The organism is Rhizobium sp. M10 (genome assembly GCF_002531955.1).
In the GTDB taxonomy this organism is placed as follows: domain Bacteria; phylum Pseudomonadota; class Alphaproteobacteria; order Rhizobiales; family Rhizobiaceae; genus Rhizobium; species Rhizobium etli_C.
The window spans coordinates 255917-275026 of record NZ_NWTA01000003.1; the positions used below are offsets into that span (position 1 = coordinate 255917).

Below are 19110 nucleotides of genomic sequence, written 5' to 3' on the forward strand. Positions count from 1 at the left end.
CTGCACTTTAGGCAGACGTCGAAAAGGAGTACAGGTATCGAATCTTTAAAAGCTTTCAACTGAGTATTGAAAATCATGCGGCAGATTCATGGTCTCGTGTCATTCGTTGAATCGGCTGCGAGTGGCAGCTTCACCGCTGCGGCGGCGCGTCTTGATCTCACGCCCGCGGCTGTCAGTAAGAACGTTATGCAGTTGGAGCAGCAGTTGGGCGTGCGGTTGTTCAACCGCTCGACGCGCAAGATCGTGCTGACGGCAGAGGGACGGGAGTTCGCGCAGCGTGCAAGCGAGGTCCTTCGTGCGCTCGACGATGCTGTGAGCGATGTCTCCCGCGCAGGCGGCGAGGCAGCCGGTCGCGTGCGCATTTCGGTGGGCGCGTCGATTGGTCGACGCTACGTGCTGCCGCTGCTCCCCTCATTGGCGGCTGCACATCCTCGGTTGGAATTGGAGGTGAGCCTCGACAATCGAGCGGTCGATCTGGTAGCCGAAGGCTTTGATATCGGCGTGCGGGGCGGTGTGATCCGTGATTCCAGCCTGATTGCACGGCGTGTGTGCCGGCTGCCAATGGTGCTGGTCGCCTCGCCCGGTTACCTGCAGAGGCATGGCATCCCCAGGACGCCGGCAGATCTGGCTGCCCACAGTTTGCTGGGCGTGCGTTTTCCATCCGGTAACGTGGGCACTTGGCGCTTTCGGCGGCCAACCGGCCGAGGTTTTGTGGAGTTTGAACCGTCGGCGCGCATCTGGGGCAGCGACCCCGATGCCATGGTTGATCTTGCGTTGGCCGACGCGGGCATTGTGCAGGCCGGCCTGCAGCGCGTCGCTCCGATGCTGCGATCCGGTCACCTCAAGCTGATACTGCACGAAGAGCATTTCAGCGAAGAGCGAGAAATCGTGCTGCACTACCCACATCGACAGTTCCTTAGCAAGCGGGTACGCGTGGTCCTGGATGCGCTGCTTGCACACCTCGCACTACAAGCCGATCTTCACCTGGATCACGCCAACTTGCCGCCCGACTGGCGTGCCTAATTCCCGTCATCGGCGTCTTGTGAACCGGCCAGAGCGACGCTCCCACCTCCCATGATCTTCATGTGGTGTGTGCTTGGTCGGCAAGCGGTTTAAAGCGGTACCAATGCGCCGCCGCCGTGCGCTCGCAACCTCCACGACACCTGCGGAATACTCCGTTGCAAATCGGAATTGCAAACCAAGTCGAATATAGCGACCATTTGCCACCAAATGCTGTGGGGATATTAGGTAGGGCCTGGTCGTCTGAGGGCGCTACCTCCATCGGCTGAAGCCCCAGGATTAAATCGACGGCCAGATCTTCGGCAAAACATCCCGGTAGGGCCGAAGCTTTCGCCTGGCCGTCAGTGATGCCTGGATTTTTCGACCAGAAAATCGATCAGCACTCTTACCGCCGGCGGCATGCCCCTGGCCGTCGTGAAGACGATATAAAACTGGCTTTCTTCCGACTGCCATTCCGGCAGCACCCGCACCAACCTGCCAGCCTGCAGATCCGCCTCGCAGGCGCTTTCGAGCAGCAGTCCGAAGCCGAGCCCGGCCCGGGCTGCATCGAGAATGGCGGTCATGCTGCGGCAGGTCAGCCGCGGCTGATGCCGGATGACCCGTTTGTCATCGTTCGGGCCGATGAGTTCCCAGGTATGGAATGTCACCCACGAGGTCATCGCCAGCGTCGGCTGATCGGCGAGTTCGTCCACGCAATTCAAACCACCGCTGCGCTCCACGAGCGACGGACTGGCGACGAGGATGCGCCGCGCCCGGTCGAGCTTGCGCATCGTCAGGCTTGTCTGCGTCTCCGGCTCGTTGGTCGCCCTCACCTCGAGGTCGATCCGTTCGTTGATGAGGTCGGCGCGCCGGTCGGAACCGATGATTTGCAGCTTGATCTTTGGGTAACGTTCGAGGAATTCAGGCAGGATCCCGCCGACGGAGATGTCGACAAGACCGAGCGGGCAGGCCATCCGCACCACGCCCTGCGGGTCGGACTGGGCCTCGGTGACGATCGATTTGGCACGATCGGCCTCCTGCAGAATGGTCTGGCATCTTTCGTAAAAAGCCTGGCCGATCTCTGTCACCCGAAAGTGACGGGTCGAACGCTCTATCAGCCGTGCGCCGAGCCCGTCCTCAAGCCGGCTCACCCGCCTGCTGAGTTTCGAACGCGGTATCTTCAGATCGCGACTGGCCGACGCAAATCCACCGCTGGAGACGACGGCTGCGAAATAATAGTAGTCGTTGAGATCTTCCATAAGAACAAGCTATCCGAGAGTAGGAATGAATGCTGCTCGCTGCAAGGGTTGTATCCTCTCTCCCAAAAAGCTGTAATCACATTGTCGGCATTGGATTTTCTTTCCGCGACCCGTCGCGGCAAAGCAAACCGATGCCCGTCGGTGGATTTGATTTCTCTTGTGATGAAGAGATGGGAAGCCTCAATGAAGGCTGGCAGGATGCCGACGTGCGACACGCAACATGCCGGTCGGCCTACCTGGATGGCGATCGAAAAAGACTGCCATGAAGATGGGAGCAAAAACGCTGCAAGGACGGTCCGGCAGGGAAGACCGGACCCGTCCCCGTAGCTGATCGGAGGTCACTCGGATCAGAAACTGATTGCGTGCCCCCGGTCCGAAGACCGGGAGCATCACTAGGTCGATTAGAACGAACGCTGCAGGCGGAAGTAGCCAGCCGTCGAGTCGTCAGCATCTTCCGGATCGAGGTACTGAACCGAAGCCTTGGCGTAGAAGTTGTCGACGATCTGGTAATCAACCGTCAGACCAACCTTCCAGGCGTCACCATCGCTGAAGTCGTCGCCGGCAACGTAGTAGTCACCGTAGTACTGGACGCCAGGAGTGATCTTGAGCTTGTCGGTTGCCTTGATTGCGTATTCGGCAGCGACAGCCCATTCAGCTGCGGAGTAGTAGGAGTTCGGGCCGGAAGAGTATACGGCAGCGAGGCCGAGCGTACCGGGACCGATTTCAACCGTACCCATTGCACGGACAGCGCCGTCTTCGTTGTCGAAGTCCCAGCCGCCGGTGATCTGGTAGCTGAACGCACCAGCGGTGCCGCCAACGCCGAAGGCAACGCCAACGTTGTTCGGCTCTTCGCCCGTCTTGTAGAAGCCGTCTTCCAGTTCGTCGACGCTGATGCCGGCGTAGAAGGTGCCGCTTTCGTACTGATAACGGAGCGAGTTATGCAGGGTTACGATCGAACCGATGTCGTCGGTTTCGCCGGAGAGGCCGTCGTCCCACCAGCTGTAGAAGAGACCAGCGCGGAAGCCCGCGATGTCGATGTAAGCGGAGTCGAGGATGGCATCCTGTTCCGTGGCATTGTCAGCATTGAACTGCATGACGATGACGCCGGTCAGCGGACCATATTCGGTGTCGCTCTTGGCCGTGAACTGAACCTGGCCGCGCGTACGAGCATCCCAGTCAGAGTCGTTAGACTCGGAGAGATTGAGCGGCTGGTCACCAACGTCAACCTGGAAACGGATGTAACCCTCGATCTTGAGGCAGGTTTCGGTGCCGGGGATGTAGAAGTAGCCGGTGCCGTAAGCGTCGCAGACGCGAACATATTCAACCGGTTCCGGCTCGGCAGCAACGATAGCGTCAGCTGCAAGAACCGGCGTCGATGCAGCAAATGCTGCTGCTGATGCGAGCAAAACCATTCTGATGTTCATTTACCAATCCATTCCTTTGTCGATCGGGGCTGGCTTCCAATCGGGTAGTCGATTTGAAGCCGGCCCAGTTTGAACAGCCATCTCGGCGTGCGGATCGATCGAACCGCCAAACCGTCATCACATACCGGGCGTTATCAAGCAATTCTCGATATACACGGGAGGGGTCCGATCGAGGCACTTTCCTCGAAAGCGTGATTTTTATACAACAATTTCAGATATTTAGCCAGAAAACACGACAAGCGTCCCCGCGACGGAAATCTCCATCGCAAGCCGCAAACGCTAGCCCCATTGTCAAATTCTCCACCGTCCGATCCCCTATCGGACATGCTGGTGAAGCATAAACTCTACCGCCGGCGAATGAACATATACAAGGCAGCGGTGTAGAACATGGTGTCCTGAATTCGATACCAATGAGACAAAATGATGACACAAGCACTCACTGATGCCACACATCATAGCCGTGCAATCGTTACCAGGCTATATACTTTTATGAGATTTTGGCGAAATCGGAGCCTTTTTTCGCTGCTTTTCTGGCTTTTTTCTGCAATTGCGACCGCCTTCTCGGGAAAGCCGCATTTCGTCCGGCGCATTCCTGCATGCGGTCGAATCGCCTGAGCCGGCCCGACTCAGGCATGCAGTACACGACCGCAGCCTATCGTCCCGATACAACCTGCCAGACACATTCGGTGCGATCGCAAATCACACCCGGCGTCAATCCTCGTTGGATTTGGCGTTCTCGAGAATCATATAGTCCAGCGGCAGCTGCGTCGAATACTTGATCTGCTCCATCGCAAAGGCGGAGGAGACGTCGCGAATCTCGATCTTTGCGATCATCCGCTTATAAAAGGCATCGTAGGCGGCGATATCGGGCACGACGACTCGCAGGAGATAATCGACATCACCGCTCATCCGGTAGAATTCGACCACTTCGGGGAATTCGGCGACCACCTCGGAAAAGCGGCGCAGCCACTCGATCGAATGGGTGGCCGTGCGAATCGACACGAAAACGGTGACCTTGGTGTTGACTTTCTCGGGATCGAGGATGGCAACACGACGCTTGATGACGCCGTCCTCCTCCATTTTCTGGATACGCCGCCAGCAGGGCGTCGTCGAAAGACCCACTTTTTTAGCGAGATCGGCAACGGCAAGCGTCGAATCTTCTTGCAGCAGACGCAGAATTTTTCGGTCGAGGCGGTCCATGCGCACGTCAGTCCTTTCGAATTATTTTCTTTGTATAACTCGATTCCGCCCAACGAAAAGAATTTTGTTTCAGGAAAGCAGCATTTTCGTCCGCTCCTGCAAGACAGGCAGCAGTTCTTTCTCGAACCAGGAATTGCGTTTCAGCCAGCCGCTGTTGCGCCAGCTCGGATGCGGCAGCGGCAGCACCGCCGGCGACCGTCCGGACATGAGACTGTCGCGCCACCCCCGCACCGTCTCGGTCATACCGCCTCGCCCTCCGCCGGCCATATGCCAGGCCTGTGCATATTGGCCGATGACCAGCACCAGTTCGATCTGCGGCATCGCCGAAATGACTCTTTGCCGCCAGAACGGCGCACATTCGCGCCGCGGCGGCAGATCCGCCCCCTTGTCGTCGTAGCCGGGAAAGCAGAAGCCCATCGGCACGATGGCGAACCGGTCGCGGTCGTAGAATGTTGCCCTGTCAACGCCGAGCCACGATCGCAGCCGGTCGCCCGAGGCATCGTCGAATGGCAGGCCGCTCTCATGCACACGAAGTCCGGGCGCCTGCCCGGCGATCAGGATGCGGGCGTTCGAAGAAATCACGGCCACCGGCCGCGGCTCGTGCGGCAACCGGCGCGCGGCGCCCTTTGCCGGCGCGTCGCGACAGATGCGGCAGGCGGCGATTTCACGCCGCAAAGTTTCCAGCTCGGCCTCGTCGGTCATGGCTTTACTCCCATCCGACGATCCGCCCGATGAAGCGCAGCGCCGCGTCGAAACCGGAATTCTGGCGGGCATGGTCGCGCACATCGCGCGGCCGCTCGAAACTTCCGGCCCACATCCCCGCCTTCGCACCCCTCGCTTCGGCCTCCTCCTTGCCGTAACCGCCATAGGAGATGGCCATGCCCCGCCGCACCATGGCGGCATTGACGTCTCCGCCTGCCCCATTGCGGCAGACGACGAGCAGCCTGTCGTAGCGGTCGCGCCGGTTGCCCTGGCAAAGCGTTCCCGATGCCAGCACCATCTCCTGCAGCGCCTGGCGCGCGGCGCGCCCGCAAGCCCAGACCGCTCCCGCCCGCTCGCAGCTCTGATTAAGCTCCGGGGCGTCGATGCCTTCGAGGCGGAAGCGTTCCCGCCCCAAAGACAGACTGTCGCCATCGGCAGCATGAAAGGCGCCCTTGTGCTTGATGGCTGCAGTATCGTTGACCTTGGCGGCGATCAGCGCCAGGAGCGCCAGCAGGGCAAAAGCGGTCACGCCGTCGCGAATCAGGCGCAGGCCCCGTGTCACGCTTTCGCCTCCTTAAAAAACAAATCCTTGGCAAAGATGGCAAACATCTTCTTAAGAATTGCCGGTTAAGCTCTTATCCACCCTGGGATGAAGTTTCAACGTGCACATGAGTACCGGCGTAAGCACATCGACCGACAAGATTATCGTCGACAGGTCGCGCAGCCACCGCAACAAGGCCGTTTCCAAGGCCGTGCGGCAGACGCGCGAACGTCTTCAGTCCGGCCATGCGTCCAATTCCTCCTTCGACCGTGATGTACTCAAGATGTACATCGCGTCGATGCTGCAGGGCGCGACGATCATGCCGCTCTTTGTCGTCATCATTACCGGTCTCGGCGTTTATTTCACCCAAGATACCCGATTGCTCTTCTGGGCGCTGCTGACGCTCACCTGCCACACCGGCAACATCCTGCTCGCGCGGCGCGCGCGCCGCCAGGAAATTACCGCCGAGAGCGCCCGCAAATGGCGCCGCCTGCTGCTCTCCGGCCAATTCCTGGTCGGCTGCTGCTGGGCCGTCTTCGCGCTGCAGAGCTGCGACACCTGCGAGCCGTCGAGCTTCATTCTCTATAAGGGCGCAACATTGCTGATTGCGCTCTCCGTCACGGCGATGTCGAATTTCATGCTGACGCCTGCCGTGCTGGTCGCCTTCGCACCGGCGGTCCTGGCGCTCGGCGCCAAGAGCGGCCTGTCGCGCGACCTCCTCGAAATCAGCCTGACCGGGCTGTTCACGACCACCCTGGTCTTCTTCAACTATATCAGCGACCGGCTATTCAAATCGAACCTCAGGATCCTCTCCTATCAGTCGGAGAAAGACGACCTGATCGCCGAGCTGGAAGTGGCGAAATCGATGTCTGACGAGGCCCGTCGCCGGGCCGAAGAGGCAAACCTCGCCAAGTCCCGCTTCCTTGCCTCCATGTCGCACGAACTCAGGACCCCGCTCAACGCCATTCTCGGCTTTTCCGAGGTGATGTCGGCCGAAGTCATGGGGCCGCTCGCCAATCCGACCTACAAGGAATATGCCGGCGATATTCATCGCTCCGGCCAGCATCTGCTCGATCTCATCAACGAAATCCTCGACCTGTCGCGCATTGAGGCCGGCAAATACGAACTGAGCGAAGAGGCGATCTCGCTGCTCGATATCACCGAAGATTGCATTGGCATGGTGCAGCTGCGCGCCCGCGCCAAGAATATCGCCATTTCGGATCAGTTCGAGCGGCAGTTGCCGGCCATCTGGGCGGACGAGAAGTCGATGCGCCAGGTGGTGCTCAATCTTCTCTCCAATGCCGTCAAATTCACGCCGCAGGGCGGCGAAATCCACGTCAAGGTCGGCTGGACGGCCGGCGGCGGCCAGTACATCTCGATCAAGGATAACGGCCCCGGCATTCCGGAAGAAGAGATTCCCGTTGTCCTGTCGGCCTTCGGCCAGGGCTCGATCGCCATCAAGAGCGCCGAGCAGGGCACCGGCCTCGGCCTGCCGATCGTCCAGGCGATCCTTGCCAAGCATGACGGACAGTTCCTGCTGAAATCGAAGCTGCGCGAGGGCACGGAGGTCATCGCCATCCTGCCGGCCAAGCGCGTGCTCCAGAGCCTGCCGGCTGTCGAAGAGGCTCAGGCCGTCGCGCGCAAGCGCAAGAGCTTTGCCTGATTCAACCAAAAAACAGGTGTTTGCCGAGAACGAAGCCGAGATAAAGGCAGCAGGCGGCGATCATACAGGTCACCGCGAAGGAACCGAGATCCTTGGCATGTTTGCCGACGATCGATATCTCCGGCGAAATCCGGTCGATCACCTCTTCGACGGCGGTATTCATCGCCTCCATCGAAAAGAGCCCGAGAAACAGCAGAACCGCCACGACGATCTCGCCGGCCGTCGCGCCCACCAGCGCCAGCGCTGCGATCGAAACGACGAAGAAACCAAGTTCCTGGCGGAAGGCTGCCTCTTTCAGCACACGCAGAAAGCCCGCCCAGGAATAGCTGGCAGCGGCGATGAAGTGCCGAAACCCGGTCTCTTTCGTCACCGCAGGCTTGGTCAAGACGCCCTCTCCTCTTCCTGTTGCGCCCCAGACCGGGGAAGGACTTTGCCGTCTCCCCTTTGGCGGGCGAATACGCAGATACCCAATCCACCTCGGCGGCGCAAGCGAACCGGAGCCCGCATCACCGGTGCTGCCATGGCCTCAATGCTTGCCGCTCACGCCGGCCTGGGCAAAGGTTGCCATGCCGGAATGACAGGCGGCGGCGGCCTTGACGATGCCGGCGGCCAGCGCCGCACCGGTGCCTTCGCCGAGCCGCATGCCGAGCGCCAGAAGCGGCGTCTTGCCAAGCATCTCGATCGAGCGCAGATGCCCGGGTTCGGCCGAGACGTGGCCGATCAGGCAATGATCGAGCGCGGTAGGGTTTGCGGCTTTGAGGATCGCCGCCGCGGCAGTCGCGACATAACCGTCGATCAGCACCGGAATGCGCTCCACGCGGGCGGCAAGAATGGCGCCGGCCATCGCCGCAATCTCGCGCCCGCCGAGGCGCCGCATGATCTCGAGCGGATCGTCGAGATGGTCGCTATGCAGCGCCACTGCCTTTTCGACCGCCGCAATCTTGCGCTCCAGCATCTCGCCTTCAGAGCCGGTACCGGGTCCCACCCAGTCCCGCGCCGAACCGCCATAGAGGGCATAGTTGATCGCAGCCGCGATCGTCGTATTGCCGATGCCCATCTCGCCGATGCAGAGTAGATCGGTGCCGCCGGCGATCGCTTCCATGCCGAAAGCCATGGTCGCGGCACAGTCACGCTCGGAAAGCGCCGCCTCCTCCGTAATGTCGCCTGTGGGATAATCGAGTGCCAGGTCGAAGACTTTCAGGCCGAGATCATAAGCCACGCAAATCTGGTTGATCGCCGCGCCGCCGGCTGCGAAATTCTCGACCATCTGCTGCGTCACGGCCGGCGGAAAAGGCGTGATGCCGTGCCTGGTGACGCCGTGATTGCCGGCGAAGATTGCCACCAGCGGCCGGTTGACGGCGGGTGGGCGGCCGGTCCAGGCGGCGAGCCAGAAGGCGATTTCTTCGAGCCGTCCGAGCGCACCCGGCGGCTTGGTCAGCTGCGCGTCGCGTTCGCGTGCGGCCACCAGCGCGCGGGCATCCGGCCCCGGCAGGTCGCGGAGCAGGGTACGGAAATCGTCGAACGGCAGGCCTGAAACGCTCATCTGTGCGGTGTTCCTATGAATCGGCTATTCTTGTTTTTTCCACGCAAATCAGCTTCTTTGCGGTGGCTCTCTCTTAAAGCCGGCGAACGAAGCGAACAACACCAAAAGCGCCGCCGCGACCATAAGCCGGGCCTCCGGCAGAACGAAACAGAATGAAGATCAAGGATTATGCGGTCGATACCGCCCGCGCCGTCGCCTTCCTCAGCCGCCTTCCCATGCCGTCAGCGCTGTTCAACGGCTATGACGGCAGGCTCGGCCGCCTGGTGCGCGCCTTTCCCTTCGCCGGCCTTCTCATCGGCTTTGTCCCAGCCCTCGCCCTCCTCCTTCTTCTGGGCCTGCGCGCCGATCCACTGGTGGCCGCACTGATCGCACTTGCCGTCCAGGCTCTTGTCACCGGCGCGCTGCACGAAGATGGTTTGGCCGATACCGCCGACGGCATCGGCGGCGGCAAGAGCCGCGAACAGAGCCTCAGCATCATGAAGGACAGCCGGATCGGCACCTATGGCGCCATCGTACTCATTCTCTCCTTCGCGATCCGCGCAGCAGCGCTTGCCGCCATTGTCCGCCATTCCTCGCTGCTCGCAGCAGTCTTTGCCATTCCCGCCGTCGCGGCGCTGAGCCGCGGCGCGATCGTCTGGCATTGGCAGCGGCTGCCGCCGGCAAAGGCCGATGGCGTGGCCGCCTCCAACGGTCAGCCGGATGAGGCGGCGATGCATTTTGCACTCGTCTCGGCCGGTTTCCTCGCAACGCTTCTGATCTGGCCGGCATTCGGCCTGCAGCCGCTCGTCGCCAGCCTGCTCGCCACCGGCGCCGCAGGATTTGCTTTCACCGTCTTCATCCGCCGCCGGCTTGCCGGCCACACCGGCGACACGCTGGGGGCAACGCAGCAGATTTGCGAAATCGCCACTTTTTGCGCCCTTGCCACAGCTCTTTGAAACTCCGATATATCCTCCATGCAAACACCCTGCATTCACGTCTGTTCCATGGTTTCAGCCACCGGTTTTTGCGCCGGATGCGGCCGTACTCTTGAGGAAATCGGTGGCTGGATGACCTATACTGATGCCGAGCGCGGCGGGATCATGGCGCTGCTGCCGGCGAGGCTCGCAGCCGCTGCCACGAGGAGCCGCATGAAAACAAGCCTCGCCGCGCGGCCGGAGCAGCCCTGATGATCCGTTTGACTGTCCTCCTCGTCGTGATCGGCATCGGCCTTGCCGTGCTGATCCTCAACAATGACGGCAGCCGCATCCTCGGCCTGCAAAGCGACGATTTCGGCCGCTTCGTTTACCTGCTGCCGATCGCGCTGATGCTGTCGGCCGGCATCTGGGGAAGCCGGCGCAGCGTCGGTGAAACCATGCGCCAGATGATGATCTGGCTGGTGATCATCCTGGCGCTCATCACCGTCTATCTCTACCGCCAGGAAGCACTCGGAGTCGGCAACCGCCTGCTCGCCGGCCTGGTTCCCGGCCGTGCCGTCGTCGTCACGACGAGCGAGGGTGGCGAGGAAATCATCCTGCACAAGCTGTTGAACGGCCATTTTGAAGCCGACGTCAATGTCAATGGCCGAACGGTCGAGATGCTTGTCGACACCGGTTCCAGCATGGTGGCGCTCTCGCACGAGGATGCCGAACGCATCGGCATCGACCTCACCGGCCTCACCTACTCGATGACGGTCATGACCGCCAACGGCCGCAGCCGCGCAGCCCCGATCACGCTCGACCAGGTGGCGATCGGTCCGATCGTCCGCAACAACGTCGCCGCCAGCGTCGCCGAGGACGGCCGACTCGACCAGAGCCTGCTCGGCATGAGCTTCCTGGAAACGCTGGGCTCCATGCAGATGCAGACCGACGAATTGCGCCTGCGGGATTGAACCGGCGGATTAATTTATCCCCGATCCGCGTTCTGCGGCCTCTCGATCAGGAACGTCGACCAAAGCTGCGAAAAGCGCTGCCGACAAAGCAAGCGACGCCGATGTCAACAACATCGCGAACAACGTCGGAATCGCGCCGGCCTCCCGGAGAAACAGTCCGGCGATCGAAGCGATCAGCGCTCCGCCGGCGATCGACATGGCAGCGGCAAGGCCGGCAGCGGTGCCGGCGAGATTGGCGCGAACCGACATCACCCCCAGATTGGCGGCGGGAAAGGTCAAGCCATTGCCGATGCCGATGAACATGCAGGGTCCGAAAAACGCCAGGATATGTGTGACGCCCGACATCGACAGGGTCAGCCCCAGCAACAGACCCATGCAGGTCGTTACGCGCGCAATAACGAGCGTGATGCCGAGCGATTTTCCCGCCAATCGGGCAGCGAGATAGCTGCCCAGAATGAACCCTGCGGGAACCATCCCCATGAAGAAGCCCAGCTTCGCGCTCGATCCGCCGAGCAGTGAACCGACGGCCAAAGATGCCCCTCCGAGAAAGATATAAAGAGTGCCGGTGGAGCAGGCCATGCACAGCGTATACGCCCAGAACCGCGGCGAACCCAGGAGTTGCCGATAGGAGGCAAGGTAATTGCCTCTCGGTCTCGACGCATGTCCGGCGGTTTCCTTCAGCTCGCGCATGGAAATGGCAAGGATGGCTGCGCCAAGCAGCGCGAGAGCAACGAAGATCGCCCGCCATCCAAACGCCTCGTCCAGAACGCCGCCGAAACTCGGACCGAGCATCGGGGCGATTGCCCAACCCATGGCGGCGTAGCCGATCCTGTTGGCAGCCTGGCCCTCGCCCGCCGTCTCCTTGATGACGACAAGAGCGACGCAGAAACAGGCGGCGATCGACGCCTGCATCACGCGAAACAACAGGAAAACGCCGATATTGGGTGCGAGCGCGCAGCCGATCGAAGCAATGATGAAAATCGAAACGGCGATCAGCGCGACCGGCCGGCGCCCGTAGCGATCCGACATCGCGCCGGCGACAATTTCCGTCAGGGCGTTGATGATGGCATAGCCCGCAATCGAAAGATTGACGAAGGCGAAATCTGCCTGAAACGTGGCTGCGATGTTGGGCAGCGCCGGCAGATATATGTTGACCGGCAATACCGAAAGCGCCGTCAGCAGCAGGAGGGTCGTGCGTCGGGGTGCGGCTGTCGATGTCGTGAGCGTCTTCTCGGTCAGGCGGCTGCCGGAAGTCTGAACGAAATTATCGCGTGTCATGGTCCTGCCCGTCTTGTCAGCGAGATTTGTGGAGAGTCTGACGAGGCGCAGCGCAAATTCAGGGCACAAAAAAAGCCCCGTCAGGAGCTTGATTTACCGCGCATGGGGCGGATCGCCGGATGGTTACACCATCCTGCCCATGCGCTTTATCACCACGACAAGAACCATTGCGATCTTCATGACCGCTATGGCTAGACGAATATTTCTACCTCGTCAACGTGAGGTTTCACCGCCCGTTGGAAATGCACGCCGGCTAACCCGTGCGGCCAATGGCGCGATGCGCGCTTTACGGAAGCGGCCGGATCTGTCACCTTCGCTCGCAAAACAACAAGACCACAAAGAGCAAAAAGAAACTCCTAGTCTGGTGGCACCCGCATGTTCGATCGGCCTTCGCCTGAGGCGAAGGCTTGACCTATGGGTGCGACAGGAGTTTCGCGATGAATTCACTCTGGCCGATCGTCATCGGCGGCATTCTGCCCGCCATTTTCTGGGGCATCACCGCCATCTTCCAGAAGCAGAGCGCCACCTCCGCCACCGGCTCCGCCGTCTATCTGATCGCCTTCGGCGCCGCCTGTGCTCTCGCCGGCCTGATCGCCGCGCTGATCTGGCGCCCTGCCCCCTGGACCGCCGCAGGTCTTGGTTTTGCCGCCACCGCCGGCGCCTGCTTCGCTTTCGGCACCGGCCTCATCAGCTTCGCGCTCTTCGCTTACGGCGTTCCCGTCTCGAAACTCGCGCCGATCTGGAGCTGCAACGTGCTGGTGACGCTGGCAATCGCTGCCCTCCTCCTCGGCGAAGCCTCCGACTTCGATGTGGTCAGGCTCGTCGCCGGCACCCTCCTCATTCTCTCAGGCGCTCTCCTCGTCAGCAGCGCCTGAGGGGAAATGCGCAAGATAAGACAATCAATAGGAGACAAGGACTTCGCCGATTATCGGTCGCTGCCTTACTACCAGATCGATAGCGTCATGGGCGTATCCGATGACGCGCGGTCAGGGTCAGTTGCGCAGCCGATAGCCGGTCTTGAAGATCCAGCCGAGCGTGCCGAGGCAGATCGCCAGGAACACCGTGATCATCGCCAGGCTGGTCGCCGGATTGACATCGGCGATCCCGTAGAAGCTCCAGCGGAAGCCGCTGACGAGATAGAGGACCGGATTGAAGTGGCTGACTGCCTGCCAGAAGGGCGGCAGCATGTTGATCGAGTAGAAGCTGCCGCCGAGGAAGGTTAGGGGCGGCACCACTAGCATCGGAATAAGATTCAGCTGCTCGAAATTGCCGGCCCAGATGCCGATCATGAAGCCGAACAGGCTGAAGGTGACGGCCGTCAGCAGGAAGAACAGGATCATCATGAAGGGATGCTCGATCCTGACGTCGACAAAGAGATTGGCGGTCAGCAGGATAATGAAGCCGATGATCATCCCCTTGGTCGCCGCCGCCCCGACATAACCGAGCAGGATTTCCGTCATCGCCACCGGCGCCGACAGCACCTCGTAGATCGTGCCGGTGAATTTCGGGAAATAGATGCCGAAGGAGCCGTTGCTGATACACTGGCCGAGCAGCGTCAGCATGATCAGGCCGGGTGTGATGAAGGCGCCGTAGGATACACCCTCCACTTCCTGGATGCGCGAGCCGATCGCCGCGCCGAAGACGATGAAATAGAGCGATGTCGAAATCACCGGTGAGATGACGCTCTGCAGCAGGGTGCGGCGCGTGCGCGCCATCTCGAAGAAATAGATCGATTTGATTGCTTCGACGTTCATTTTGCCGCTCCCACCAGGGCCACGAAGATGTCTTCGAGCGAACTCTGCCGCGTCGAGAGATCCTTGAAATGGATATTGTTCTCGGCCAGCCGGGTGAGCAGGGTCGCGATGCTCTCCTGCTCATTATCGGCATCGAAATCATAGGTCAGCCGGCAGCCATCGGCTTCCAGCGTCAATCCGTTGCCGGCAAAACAGTCCGGCAGCCGCTCGAGTGGTTCGATGAGATCGAGGATGAGCTGCTTGCGGCCAAGCTTGGCCATCAGCGCCGCCTTGTCCTCGACGAGCAGCAATTGCCCGCCATTGATGACGCCGACCCGGTCGGCGATCTCCTCGGCCTCTTCGATGTAATGCGTCGTCAGGATGATGGTGACACCGGAAGCCCGCAACTGCTCGACGACATTCCACATATCCTTGCGCAGCGTCACGTCGACGCCGGCGGTCGGCTCGTCGAGGAAAAGAATCTCCGGCTCATGGGAGAGCGCCTTGGCAATCAGCACACGCCGCTTCATGCCGCCGGAGAGCTGGCGCAGCATGTTGTCCTTCTTGTCCCAGAGCGAGAGCGCCCGCAGCACCTTCTCGATATGGGCAGGATTGGCCTTCTTGCCATGCAGCCCACGGGAAAAGCTCACCGTATTGAACACTGTCTCGAACTGATCGGTCGTCAGTTCCTGCGGCACAAGCCCGATCATGGAACGGGTGGCGCGGAAATCCTTGACGACGTCGTGACCGGCGACCAGCACCTGCCCGCCGCTCGGATTGGCAATGCCGCAGATGATCGAGATCAGCGTCGTCTTGCCGGCGCCGTTCGGTCCAAGCAGCGCCAGGATCTCGCCCTTCTCCACGTCGAGGTTGATGCCCTTCAGGGCCTCGAACCCATTGGCATAGGTCTTGGTCAGGTTCTGAACGGAAATAATGGGGGCCATGCGGAACTCTTGAGGATTCTCGAAGTATTTCGGCCCGCTATATAGTTCGTCTGTGACGGTTTGACATCCTTCGGGAACGTGAACACTGCATTCACGCAGCGCCAACACCGTTACTGGCGACAACGGAGTCACTCACTGGCGACATGACCAAGATGCCGGCTTTTCGGCTATCACCGCAACGATCAAGCCGGTGAAAAGAAAGATAACGGCCGGTTTGGAATGTCATCATCCGGTGATCTTGATGCCCGATAAGAGGGCCGAGGCAAGCACCGGCATCCGCCCCGCCGCCCATCCCTTTGCGGAGCCGTCCTTCGGCGTTCTCGTTGCGCCCTTTACCGCTGCCTCGGCTTGTAGTGAAAGTTATTGTTCAGTCACGAAGTGTTTGGAACCGGCGAGTATCCCATGTCCAGCCGCGTTCGTCTCAGCCGGCCTCTGCGCCGGCTTTCTTTTTAGTTGTCGTTCACCGCGAGATATGAGTCTATCCCTGTATTACACGCCCTTCATTTTGCCCTTCGCTTGTGCTCCGTGCATTCGCGGCTTTGCCGCTCACCCCCTCATCTGCCCTAACGGGCATCTTCTCCCCGCTGGGGCGAAGAGGGAGCAAGCTGCGCGGGTCATCATTCCTGGAGCAAATGTCTCAGGGGGGCGAGACGTCGCCACGATTCCGCTTCTCCCCAGCGGGGAGAAGATGCCGGCAGGCAGATGAGGGGGTGAGCGGCAAAGCCGCGAATGCGCTGAGCGAAAGCGCTGCGCAAGATTACCCTCACAACTCGTCGTAATTGAACCAATCAAAATCGGCGATCTTCCCACGTCCCGACGTATCGAAGGCGAACACGCCCGTGAAGGCGCCGGTGAAGGAGCCGTGTTCGCCGCGTCCACCCTCGTCGGAGATCATCCCGGCGTCCAGCACCGGGCCGATCGGCTGCCAGGCGCCCTTGCCCTCGGTCTGCCAGAAGAACTGCAGGTCGTTCTCGCGAATTTCCATGGCGAGCTGGACGCGGCCTTCGGCGGCGATCGCCACCCCGCTTGCAGCCGGAAAGCTCAGGCGTCCGTTCGGATAGTCGCCATTGCAGGAAAGGATGGTGACGCAGCGGCCGAGTGTTTCGTGCAGCGTGACGGCGAGCGCGTGGAACTTGTGGCGGTTATAATAATGCGTCAGTCCGGCAACCTGCTGGTAGGTGTCGGGCGAGAACTCGATCACGGTCTCGGCGCGGAAGCTGTGATGCTCCTGCCGGCGGGCGACCAACGCCTGTTCGAACCAGGAACCGATGCTTTCGCGCCCGATCAACCGGAGATGGCCGGGACGGTCCGTCAGGTTGAAGATACGCTGCGGCTCGGGCGTGCGCAGCCACTGGAAGTCAGCAGGCAATGCCGTGCCATCGAAGCTGTATTCACTGCGCATCGGCTTTTCCACCGGCGCAGCACCAAAGAGACCCGGCACATCGACATCGGGCACGCAAGTCCCGTTTTCGAGATAGAGCCAGTCATCGTCGCGCCAGACGCATTTCTGCAGGCTCGTCTCCCGCCCCAGCGTGCAACGCCGCTTCGGCGGCAGCGGTCGGCCGCAGAGATGGGTGTGGTAGGCCTCGCCCTCCGGCGTCTCGACATATTGGCCGTGCCCGGCCCGTTGCAGCACCGCGCCGGGATGATCCTTCGAGGTGATGAGATGCATGTTCGGGTGCATCTCATAAGGTCCGTCGATGCGGCGCGAGCGCGCCATGGTGACGGCGTGGTCATAGCCGGTACCGCCCTCGGCGGTCGTCAGATAATACCAGCCGTTCTTCTTGAAGAGATGCGGGCCTTCGACGAGTCCGAGCGGACTGCCGGCAAAGATATTCTTGATCGGCCCCTTCAGCGCCTTCGCTACCGGATCCCATTCCTGCAGCAGGATGCCGTCGAAGGCAGGCGATTTCGGCGAGCCGCCATAACTTTCGGTGCGGTGGTTCCATTGCATGTTGACGAACCACTTGCGGCCGTCTTCGTCATGGAAGAGCGAGGGATCGAAGCCGGAGGAATTGACATAGACCGGATCGGACCATTCCGCCTCGATCGAGGGCGCGGTGACGATATAGTTCGGTGCATCCTTGAAACTACCGTCGAAGCGCTTGACGTCGGTATAAACAAGCCAGAATTGCCCGTCCGCATAGGAGAGGCATGGCGCCCAGATGCCGCAACTGTCAGGGTTCCCCCGCATGTCCAGTTGCGAGGCGCGCTCCAGTGGCCGGCGCACCAGCGTCCAGTTTACCAGATCGCGCGAATGGTGGATCTGCACGCCCGGATACCATTCGAAGGTGGAGGTGGCGATATAATAATCCGCGCCGACGCGGCAGATCGACGGATCGGGGTTGAACCCGGGCAGGATGGGATTGCGGATCATGGGCGGCCTCCTCCTAGATTTATCGTTGTGGTACGTACGTCAGACGAAGGCGGGAAAACCTCTCCTCCCTCATCTCTGTCCTCGGGCTTGACCCGAGGGGTGTCACAGAGATCCAGCCAGCCCAACTCCTTGGGCTGAAAGAACTCTTCTCGCCGCGCAGACGCGCGGCAGCTGGATTCCTGTGGCATCCCTCGGGCAAAGCCTGAGGTCACAGGAATGAGGGAGTCTAGGGCGACTATGCTGCCACAAAACTCCCACTGCCCATACTATTCCCGCTCCGCCGACTTCGCCCACAAATTGATATCGGCCTCACGGGCGTAGACGTCAATTTCGGCAAGCTCTTCGACCGTAAATTCGAGATTATCCAGCGCCTTGACGCAATCGACGATCTGGGACGAGCGGCTGGCGCCGATCAGCGCCGAGGTCACGCGTCCACCACGCAGCACCCAGGCGATCGCCATCTGCGCCAGCGTCTGGCCGCGCTTTTCGGCAATCCCGTTGAGCTTGCCGATATTGTCGATGATCGAGGGCCGGATGAAGTCACGCTTCAGAAAATGGTTCTGGGCTGCGCGGCTGTCGGCCGGAATGCCGCCGAGATACTTCGTGGTCAGCATACCCTGGGCCAGCGGCGAGAACACGATCGAGCCCATGCCGACCTCGTCAAGCGTATCGAGCAGTCTGTCGTCCTCGACCCAGCGGTTGAGCATCGAATAGCTCGGCTGGTGGATCAGGCACGGCGTGCCGAGATCCTTGAGAATCGCGGCCGCTTCGCGTGTGCGCTGCGAATTGTAGGAGGAGATGCCGACATACAGCGCCCGGCCGGAGCGGACGATATGGTCGAGCGCACCGCAGGTCTCTTCCAGCGGCGTGTCCGGGTCGAAACGATGCGAATAGAAGATGTCGACATAATCGAGGCCCATGCGCTTCAGGCTCTGGTCGCAGGAGGCGATCAGGTACTTGCGGCTGCCCCACTCGCCGTAAGGTCCCGGCCACATGTCGTAGCCGGCCTTCGAGGAGATGATCAGCTCGTCGCGAAGCCCGGAAAATTCGGTGCGCAGGATCTCGCCGAAAGCGGTCTCGGCACTGCCGGGGGGCGGGCCGTAATTGTTGGCGAGGTCGAAATGGGTGATGCCGAGGTCGAAGGCCGTGAGGCACATGTCGATCTTGCGGTCATGCGGCGTGTCGCCGCCGAAATTGTGCCAGAGGCCGAGGGAAACGGCCGGCAGCTTCAGGCCGGAACGCCCGACGCGGTTATACTTCATCTTCGAATAGCGGTCTTCGGCCGGCTGCCAGCTCATGTGAAGGTCTCCTGAACCTGTCTAAATTGCTTCCCTTTCGTATCCGTCCTGAGCGGCGGCCGAAAGCTAAAAACATCTCCACCGTCATGCTCGGCCTTGTGCCGAGCATCTGCCGTGCTCTCGGCAAGCATACCCGCCTCCTCGGCGAAAAGGCCTCCGCCGTCCAACGTCGTCATCCTCGGGCTTGTCCCGAGGATCTGCCGTCCTGTCAGTAGATCCTCGGGACAAGCCCGAGGATGACGGAAGCGGGGAGCACACGCGCCGGGCAAAGCGAACCAGCGC

The 19110-nt window shown here is 60.9% G+C and carries 19 protein-coding genes; 7 read left to right on the forward strand and 12 right to left on the reverse strand.

Annotated elements, in window-relative coordinates; genetic code table 11:
• The first annotated feature begins 75 nt into the window (after positions 1-75).
• A complete protein-coding gene (locus CO671_RS06515; protein WP_097605260.1) occupies positions 76-1023 on the forward strand; it encodes a LysR family transcriptional regulator in 948 nt (315 codons plus the stop codon).
• A 338-nt stretch (positions 1024-1361) separates the two neighbouring features.
• On the opposite strand, the gene CO671_RS06520 is transcribed toward CO671_RS06515, so the two are convergent.
• Positions 1362-2258: a LysR substrate-binding domain-containing protein gene (locus CO671_RS06520; RefSeq protein ID WP_097579779.1), complete on the reverse strand. Its 897-nt coding sequence runs from the start codon at positions 2256-2258 to the stop codon at positions 1362-1364.
• 29 nt (positions 2259-2287) lie between these two features.
• On the opposite strand from CO671_RS06520, the gene CO671_RS33290 reads away from it, so the two are divergent.
• A complete protein-coding gene (locus CO671_RS33290; RefSeq protein WP_141514450.1) occupies positions 2288-2524 on the forward strand; it encodes a hypothetical protein in 237 nt (78 codons plus the stop codon).
• 135 nt (positions 2525-2659) lie between these two features.
• On the opposite strand, the gene CO671_RS06525 is transcribed toward CO671_RS33290, so the two are convergent.
• The 4 genes from CO671_RS06525 to CO671_RS06540 form a co-directional block, all read right to left on the reverse strand.
• Positions 2660-3682 (reverse strand): porin, encoded by a 1023-nt coding sequence (locus tag CO671_RS06525; protein ID WP_097605261.1) that lies wholly within the window; start codon positions 3680-3682, stop codon positions 2660-2662.
• Between the two features lie 711 nt (positions 3683-4393).
• A complete protein-coding gene (locus CO671_RS06530; protein WP_004678404.1) occupies positions 4394-4882 on the reverse strand; it encodes an Lrp/AsnC family transcriptional regulator in 489 nt (162 codons plus the stop codon).
• Positions 4883-4951: 69 nt separating this feature from the next.
• The gene (locus CO671_RS06535; protein ID WP_010029093.1) at positions 4952-5584 is read right to left on the reverse strand and encodes a uracil-DNA glycosylase family protein; all 633 of its coding nucleotides are present in this window, start codon (positions 5582-5584) and stop codon (positions 4952-4954) included.
• A 4-nt stretch (positions 5585-5588) separates the two neighbouring features.
• Positions 5589-6146, reverse strand: a complete 558-nt coding sequence (locus tag CO671_RS06540) for a thermonuclease family protein (protein ID WP_097605262.1) — start codon at positions 6144-6146, stop codon at positions 5589-5591.
• Positions 6147-6252: 106 nt separating this feature from the next.
• Between CO671_RS06540 and CO671_RS06545 the strand changes: the two genes are divergently transcribed.
• A complete protein-coding gene (locus CO671_RS06545) occupies positions 6253-7788 on the forward strand; it encodes a HAMP domain-containing sensor histidine kinase (RefSeq protein ID WP_097579774.1) in 1536 nt (511 codons plus the stop codon).
• Between the two features lies 1 nt (position 7789).
• On the opposite strand, the gene CO671_RS06550 is transcribed toward CO671_RS06545, so the two are convergent.
• The gene (locus CO671_RS06550) at positions 7790-8173 is read right to left on the reverse strand and encodes a diacylglycerol kinase (RefSeq protein WP_096761863.1); all 384 of its coding nucleotides are present in this window, start codon (positions 8171-8173) and stop codon (positions 7790-7792) included.
• 141 nt (positions 8174-8314) lie between these two features.
• Complete coding sequence (cobT, locus tag CO671_RS06555; RefSeq protein WP_096761864.1) at positions 8315-9331, reverse strand: nicotinate-nucleotide--dimethylbenzimidazole phosphoribosyltransferase; 1017 nt, start codon at positions 9329-9331, stop codon at positions 8315-8317.
• 152 nt (positions 9332-9483) lie between these two features.
• On the opposite strand from cobT, the gene CO671_RS06560 reads away from it, so the two are divergent.
• The 3 genes from CO671_RS06560 to CO671_RS06570 are packed head-to-tail and all read left to right on the forward strand — an operon-like array spanning position 9484 to position 11198.
• Positions 9484-10266: an adenosylcobinamide-GDP ribazoletransferase gene (locus CO671_RS06560; RefSeq protein WP_097605263.1), complete on the forward strand. Its 783-nt coding sequence runs from the start codon at positions 9484-9486 to the stop codon at positions 10264-10266.
• An 18-nt stretch (positions 10267-10284) separates the two neighbouring features.
• The gene (locus CO671_RS06565) at positions 10285-10497 is read left to right on the forward strand and encodes a DUF1289 domain-containing protein (protein WP_097605264.1); all 213 of its coding nucleotides are present in this window, start codon (positions 10285-10287) and stop codon (positions 10495-10497) included.
• On the forward strand, positions 10497-11198 hold the full coding sequence (locus CO671_RS06570; RefSeq protein WP_010029052.1) for a TIGR02281 family clan AA aspartic protease: 702 nt from the start codon (positions 10497-10499) through the stop codon (positions 11196-11198). Before CO671_RS06565 ends, CO671_RS06570 begins: the two co-directional genes overlap by 1 nt.
• A gap of 9 nt (positions 11199-11207) precedes the next feature.
• On the opposite strand, the gene CO671_RS06575 is transcribed toward CO671_RS06570, so the two are convergent.
• On the reverse strand, positions 11208-12476 hold the full coding sequence (locus CO671_RS06575) for an MFS transporter (protein WP_097605265.1): 1269 nt from the start codon (positions 12474-12476) through the stop codon (positions 11208-11210).
• A gap of 437 nt (positions 12477-12913) precedes the next feature.
• Between CO671_RS06575 and CO671_RS06580 the strand changes: the two genes are divergently transcribed.
• Positions 12914-13351, forward strand: a complete 438-nt coding sequence (locus CO671_RS06580) for an EamA family transporter (protein ID WP_097605266.1) — start codon at positions 12914-12916, stop codon at positions 13349-13351.
• Between the two features lie 117 nt (positions 13352-13468).
• On the opposite strand, the gene CO671_RS06585 is transcribed toward CO671_RS06580, so the two are convergent.
• The 4 genes from CO671_RS06585 to mgrA form a co-directional block, all read right to left on the reverse strand.
• Positions 13469-14230: an ABC transporter permease gene (locus tag CO671_RS06585; protein WP_004678436.1), complete on the reverse strand. Its 762-nt coding sequence runs from the start codon at positions 14228-14230 to the stop codon at positions 13469-13471.
• Complete coding sequence (locus tag CO671_RS06590; protein WP_097605267.1) at positions 14227-15153, reverse strand: ABC transporter ATP-binding protein; 927 nt, start codon at positions 15151-15153, stop codon at positions 14227-14229. Before CO671_RS06590 ends, CO671_RS06585 begins: the two co-directional genes overlap by 4 nt.
• A 763-nt stretch (positions 15154-15916) precedes the next feature.
• Entirely contained in the window at positions 15917-17530 is a 1614-nt protein-coding gene (locus CO671_RS06595) for a glycoside hydrolase family 43 protein (RefSeq protein ID WP_097605268.1), read from the reverse strand.
• Between the two features lie 266 nt (positions 17531-17796).
• Positions 17797-18828, reverse strand: a complete 1032-nt coding sequence (mgrA, locus tag CO671_RS06600; RefSeq protein ID WP_097605269.1) for an L-glyceraldehyde 3-phosphate reductase — start codon at positions 18826-18828, stop codon at positions 17797-17799.
• Positions 18829-19110: the final 282 nt, after the last annotated feature.

What these genes read in the sequence shown, in the direction of transcription:
- CO671_RS06515 (WP_097605260.1), top strand. Translation starts at nt 76, where the DNA reads ATGCGGCAGATTCATGGTCTCGTGTCATTCGTTGAATCGGCTGCGAGT.
- CO671_RS06520 (WP_097579779.1), bottom strand. Translation starts at nt 2,258, where the DNA reads ATGGAAGATCTCAACGACTACTATTATTTCGCAGCCGTCGTCTCCAGC.
- CO671_RS33290 (WP_141514450.1), top strand. Translation starts at nt 2,288, where the DNA reads ATGCTGCTCGCTGCAAGGGTTGTATCCTCTCTCCCAAAAAGCTGTAAT.
- CO671_RS06525 (WP_097605261.1), bottom strand. Translation starts at nt 3,682, where the DNA reads ATGAACATCAGAATGGTTTTGCTCGCATCAGCAGCAGCATTTGCTGCA.
- CO671_RS06530 (WP_004678404.1), bottom strand. Translation starts at nt 4,882, where the DNA reads ATGGACCGCCTCGACCGAAAAATTCTGCGTCTGCTGCAAGAAGATTCG.
- CO671_RS06535 (WP_010029093.1), bottom strand. Translation starts at nt 5,584, where the DNA reads ATGACCGACGAGGCCGAGCTGGAAACTTTGCGGCGTGAAATCGCCGCC.
- CO671_RS06545 (WP_097579774.1), top strand. Translation starts at nt 6,253, where the DNA reads ATGAGTACCGGCGTAAGCACATCGACCGACAAGATTATCGTCGACAGG.
- cobT (WP_096761864.1), bottom strand. Translation starts at nt 9,331, where the DNA reads ATGAGCGTTTCAGGCCTGCCGTTCGACGATTTCCGTACCCTGCTCCGC.
- CO671_RS06560 (WP_097605263.1), top strand. Translation starts at nt 9,484, where the DNA reads ATGAAGATCAAGGATTATGCGGTCGATACCGCCCGCGCCGTCGCCTTC.
- CO671_RS06565 (WP_097605264.1), top strand. Translation starts at nt 10,285, where the DNA reads ATGCAAACACCCTGCATTCACGTCTGTTCCATGGTTTCAGCCACCGGT.
- CO671_RS06570 (WP_010029052.1), top strand. Translation starts at nt 10,497, where the DNA reads ATGATCCGTTTGACTGTCCTCCTCGTCGTGATCGGCATCGGCCTTGCC.
- CO671_RS06575 (WP_097605265.1), bottom strand. Translation starts at nt 12,476, where the DNA reads ATGACACGCGATAATTTCGTTCAGACTTCCGGCAGCCGCCTGACCGAG.
- CO671_RS06580 (WP_097605266.1), top strand. Translation starts at nt 12,914, where the DNA reads ATGAATTCACTCTGGCCGATCGTCATCGGCGGCATTCTGCCCGCCATT.
- CO671_RS06585 (WP_004678436.1), bottom strand. Translation starts at nt 14,230, where the DNA reads ATGAACGTCGAAGCAATCAAATCGATCTATTTCTTCGAGATGGCGCGC.
- CO671_RS06590 (WP_097605267.1), bottom strand. Translation starts at nt 15,153, where the DNA reads ATGGCCCCCATTATTTCCGTTCAGAACCTGACCAAGACCTATGCCAAT.
- CO671_RS06595 (WP_097605268.1), bottom strand. Translation starts at nt 17,530, where the DNA reads ATGATCCGCAATCCCATCCTGCCCGGGTTCAACCCCGATCCGTCGATC.
- mgrA (WP_097605269.1), bottom strand. Translation starts at nt 18,828, where the DNA reads ATGAGCTGGCAGCCGGCCGAAGACCGCTATTCGAAGATGAAGTATAAC.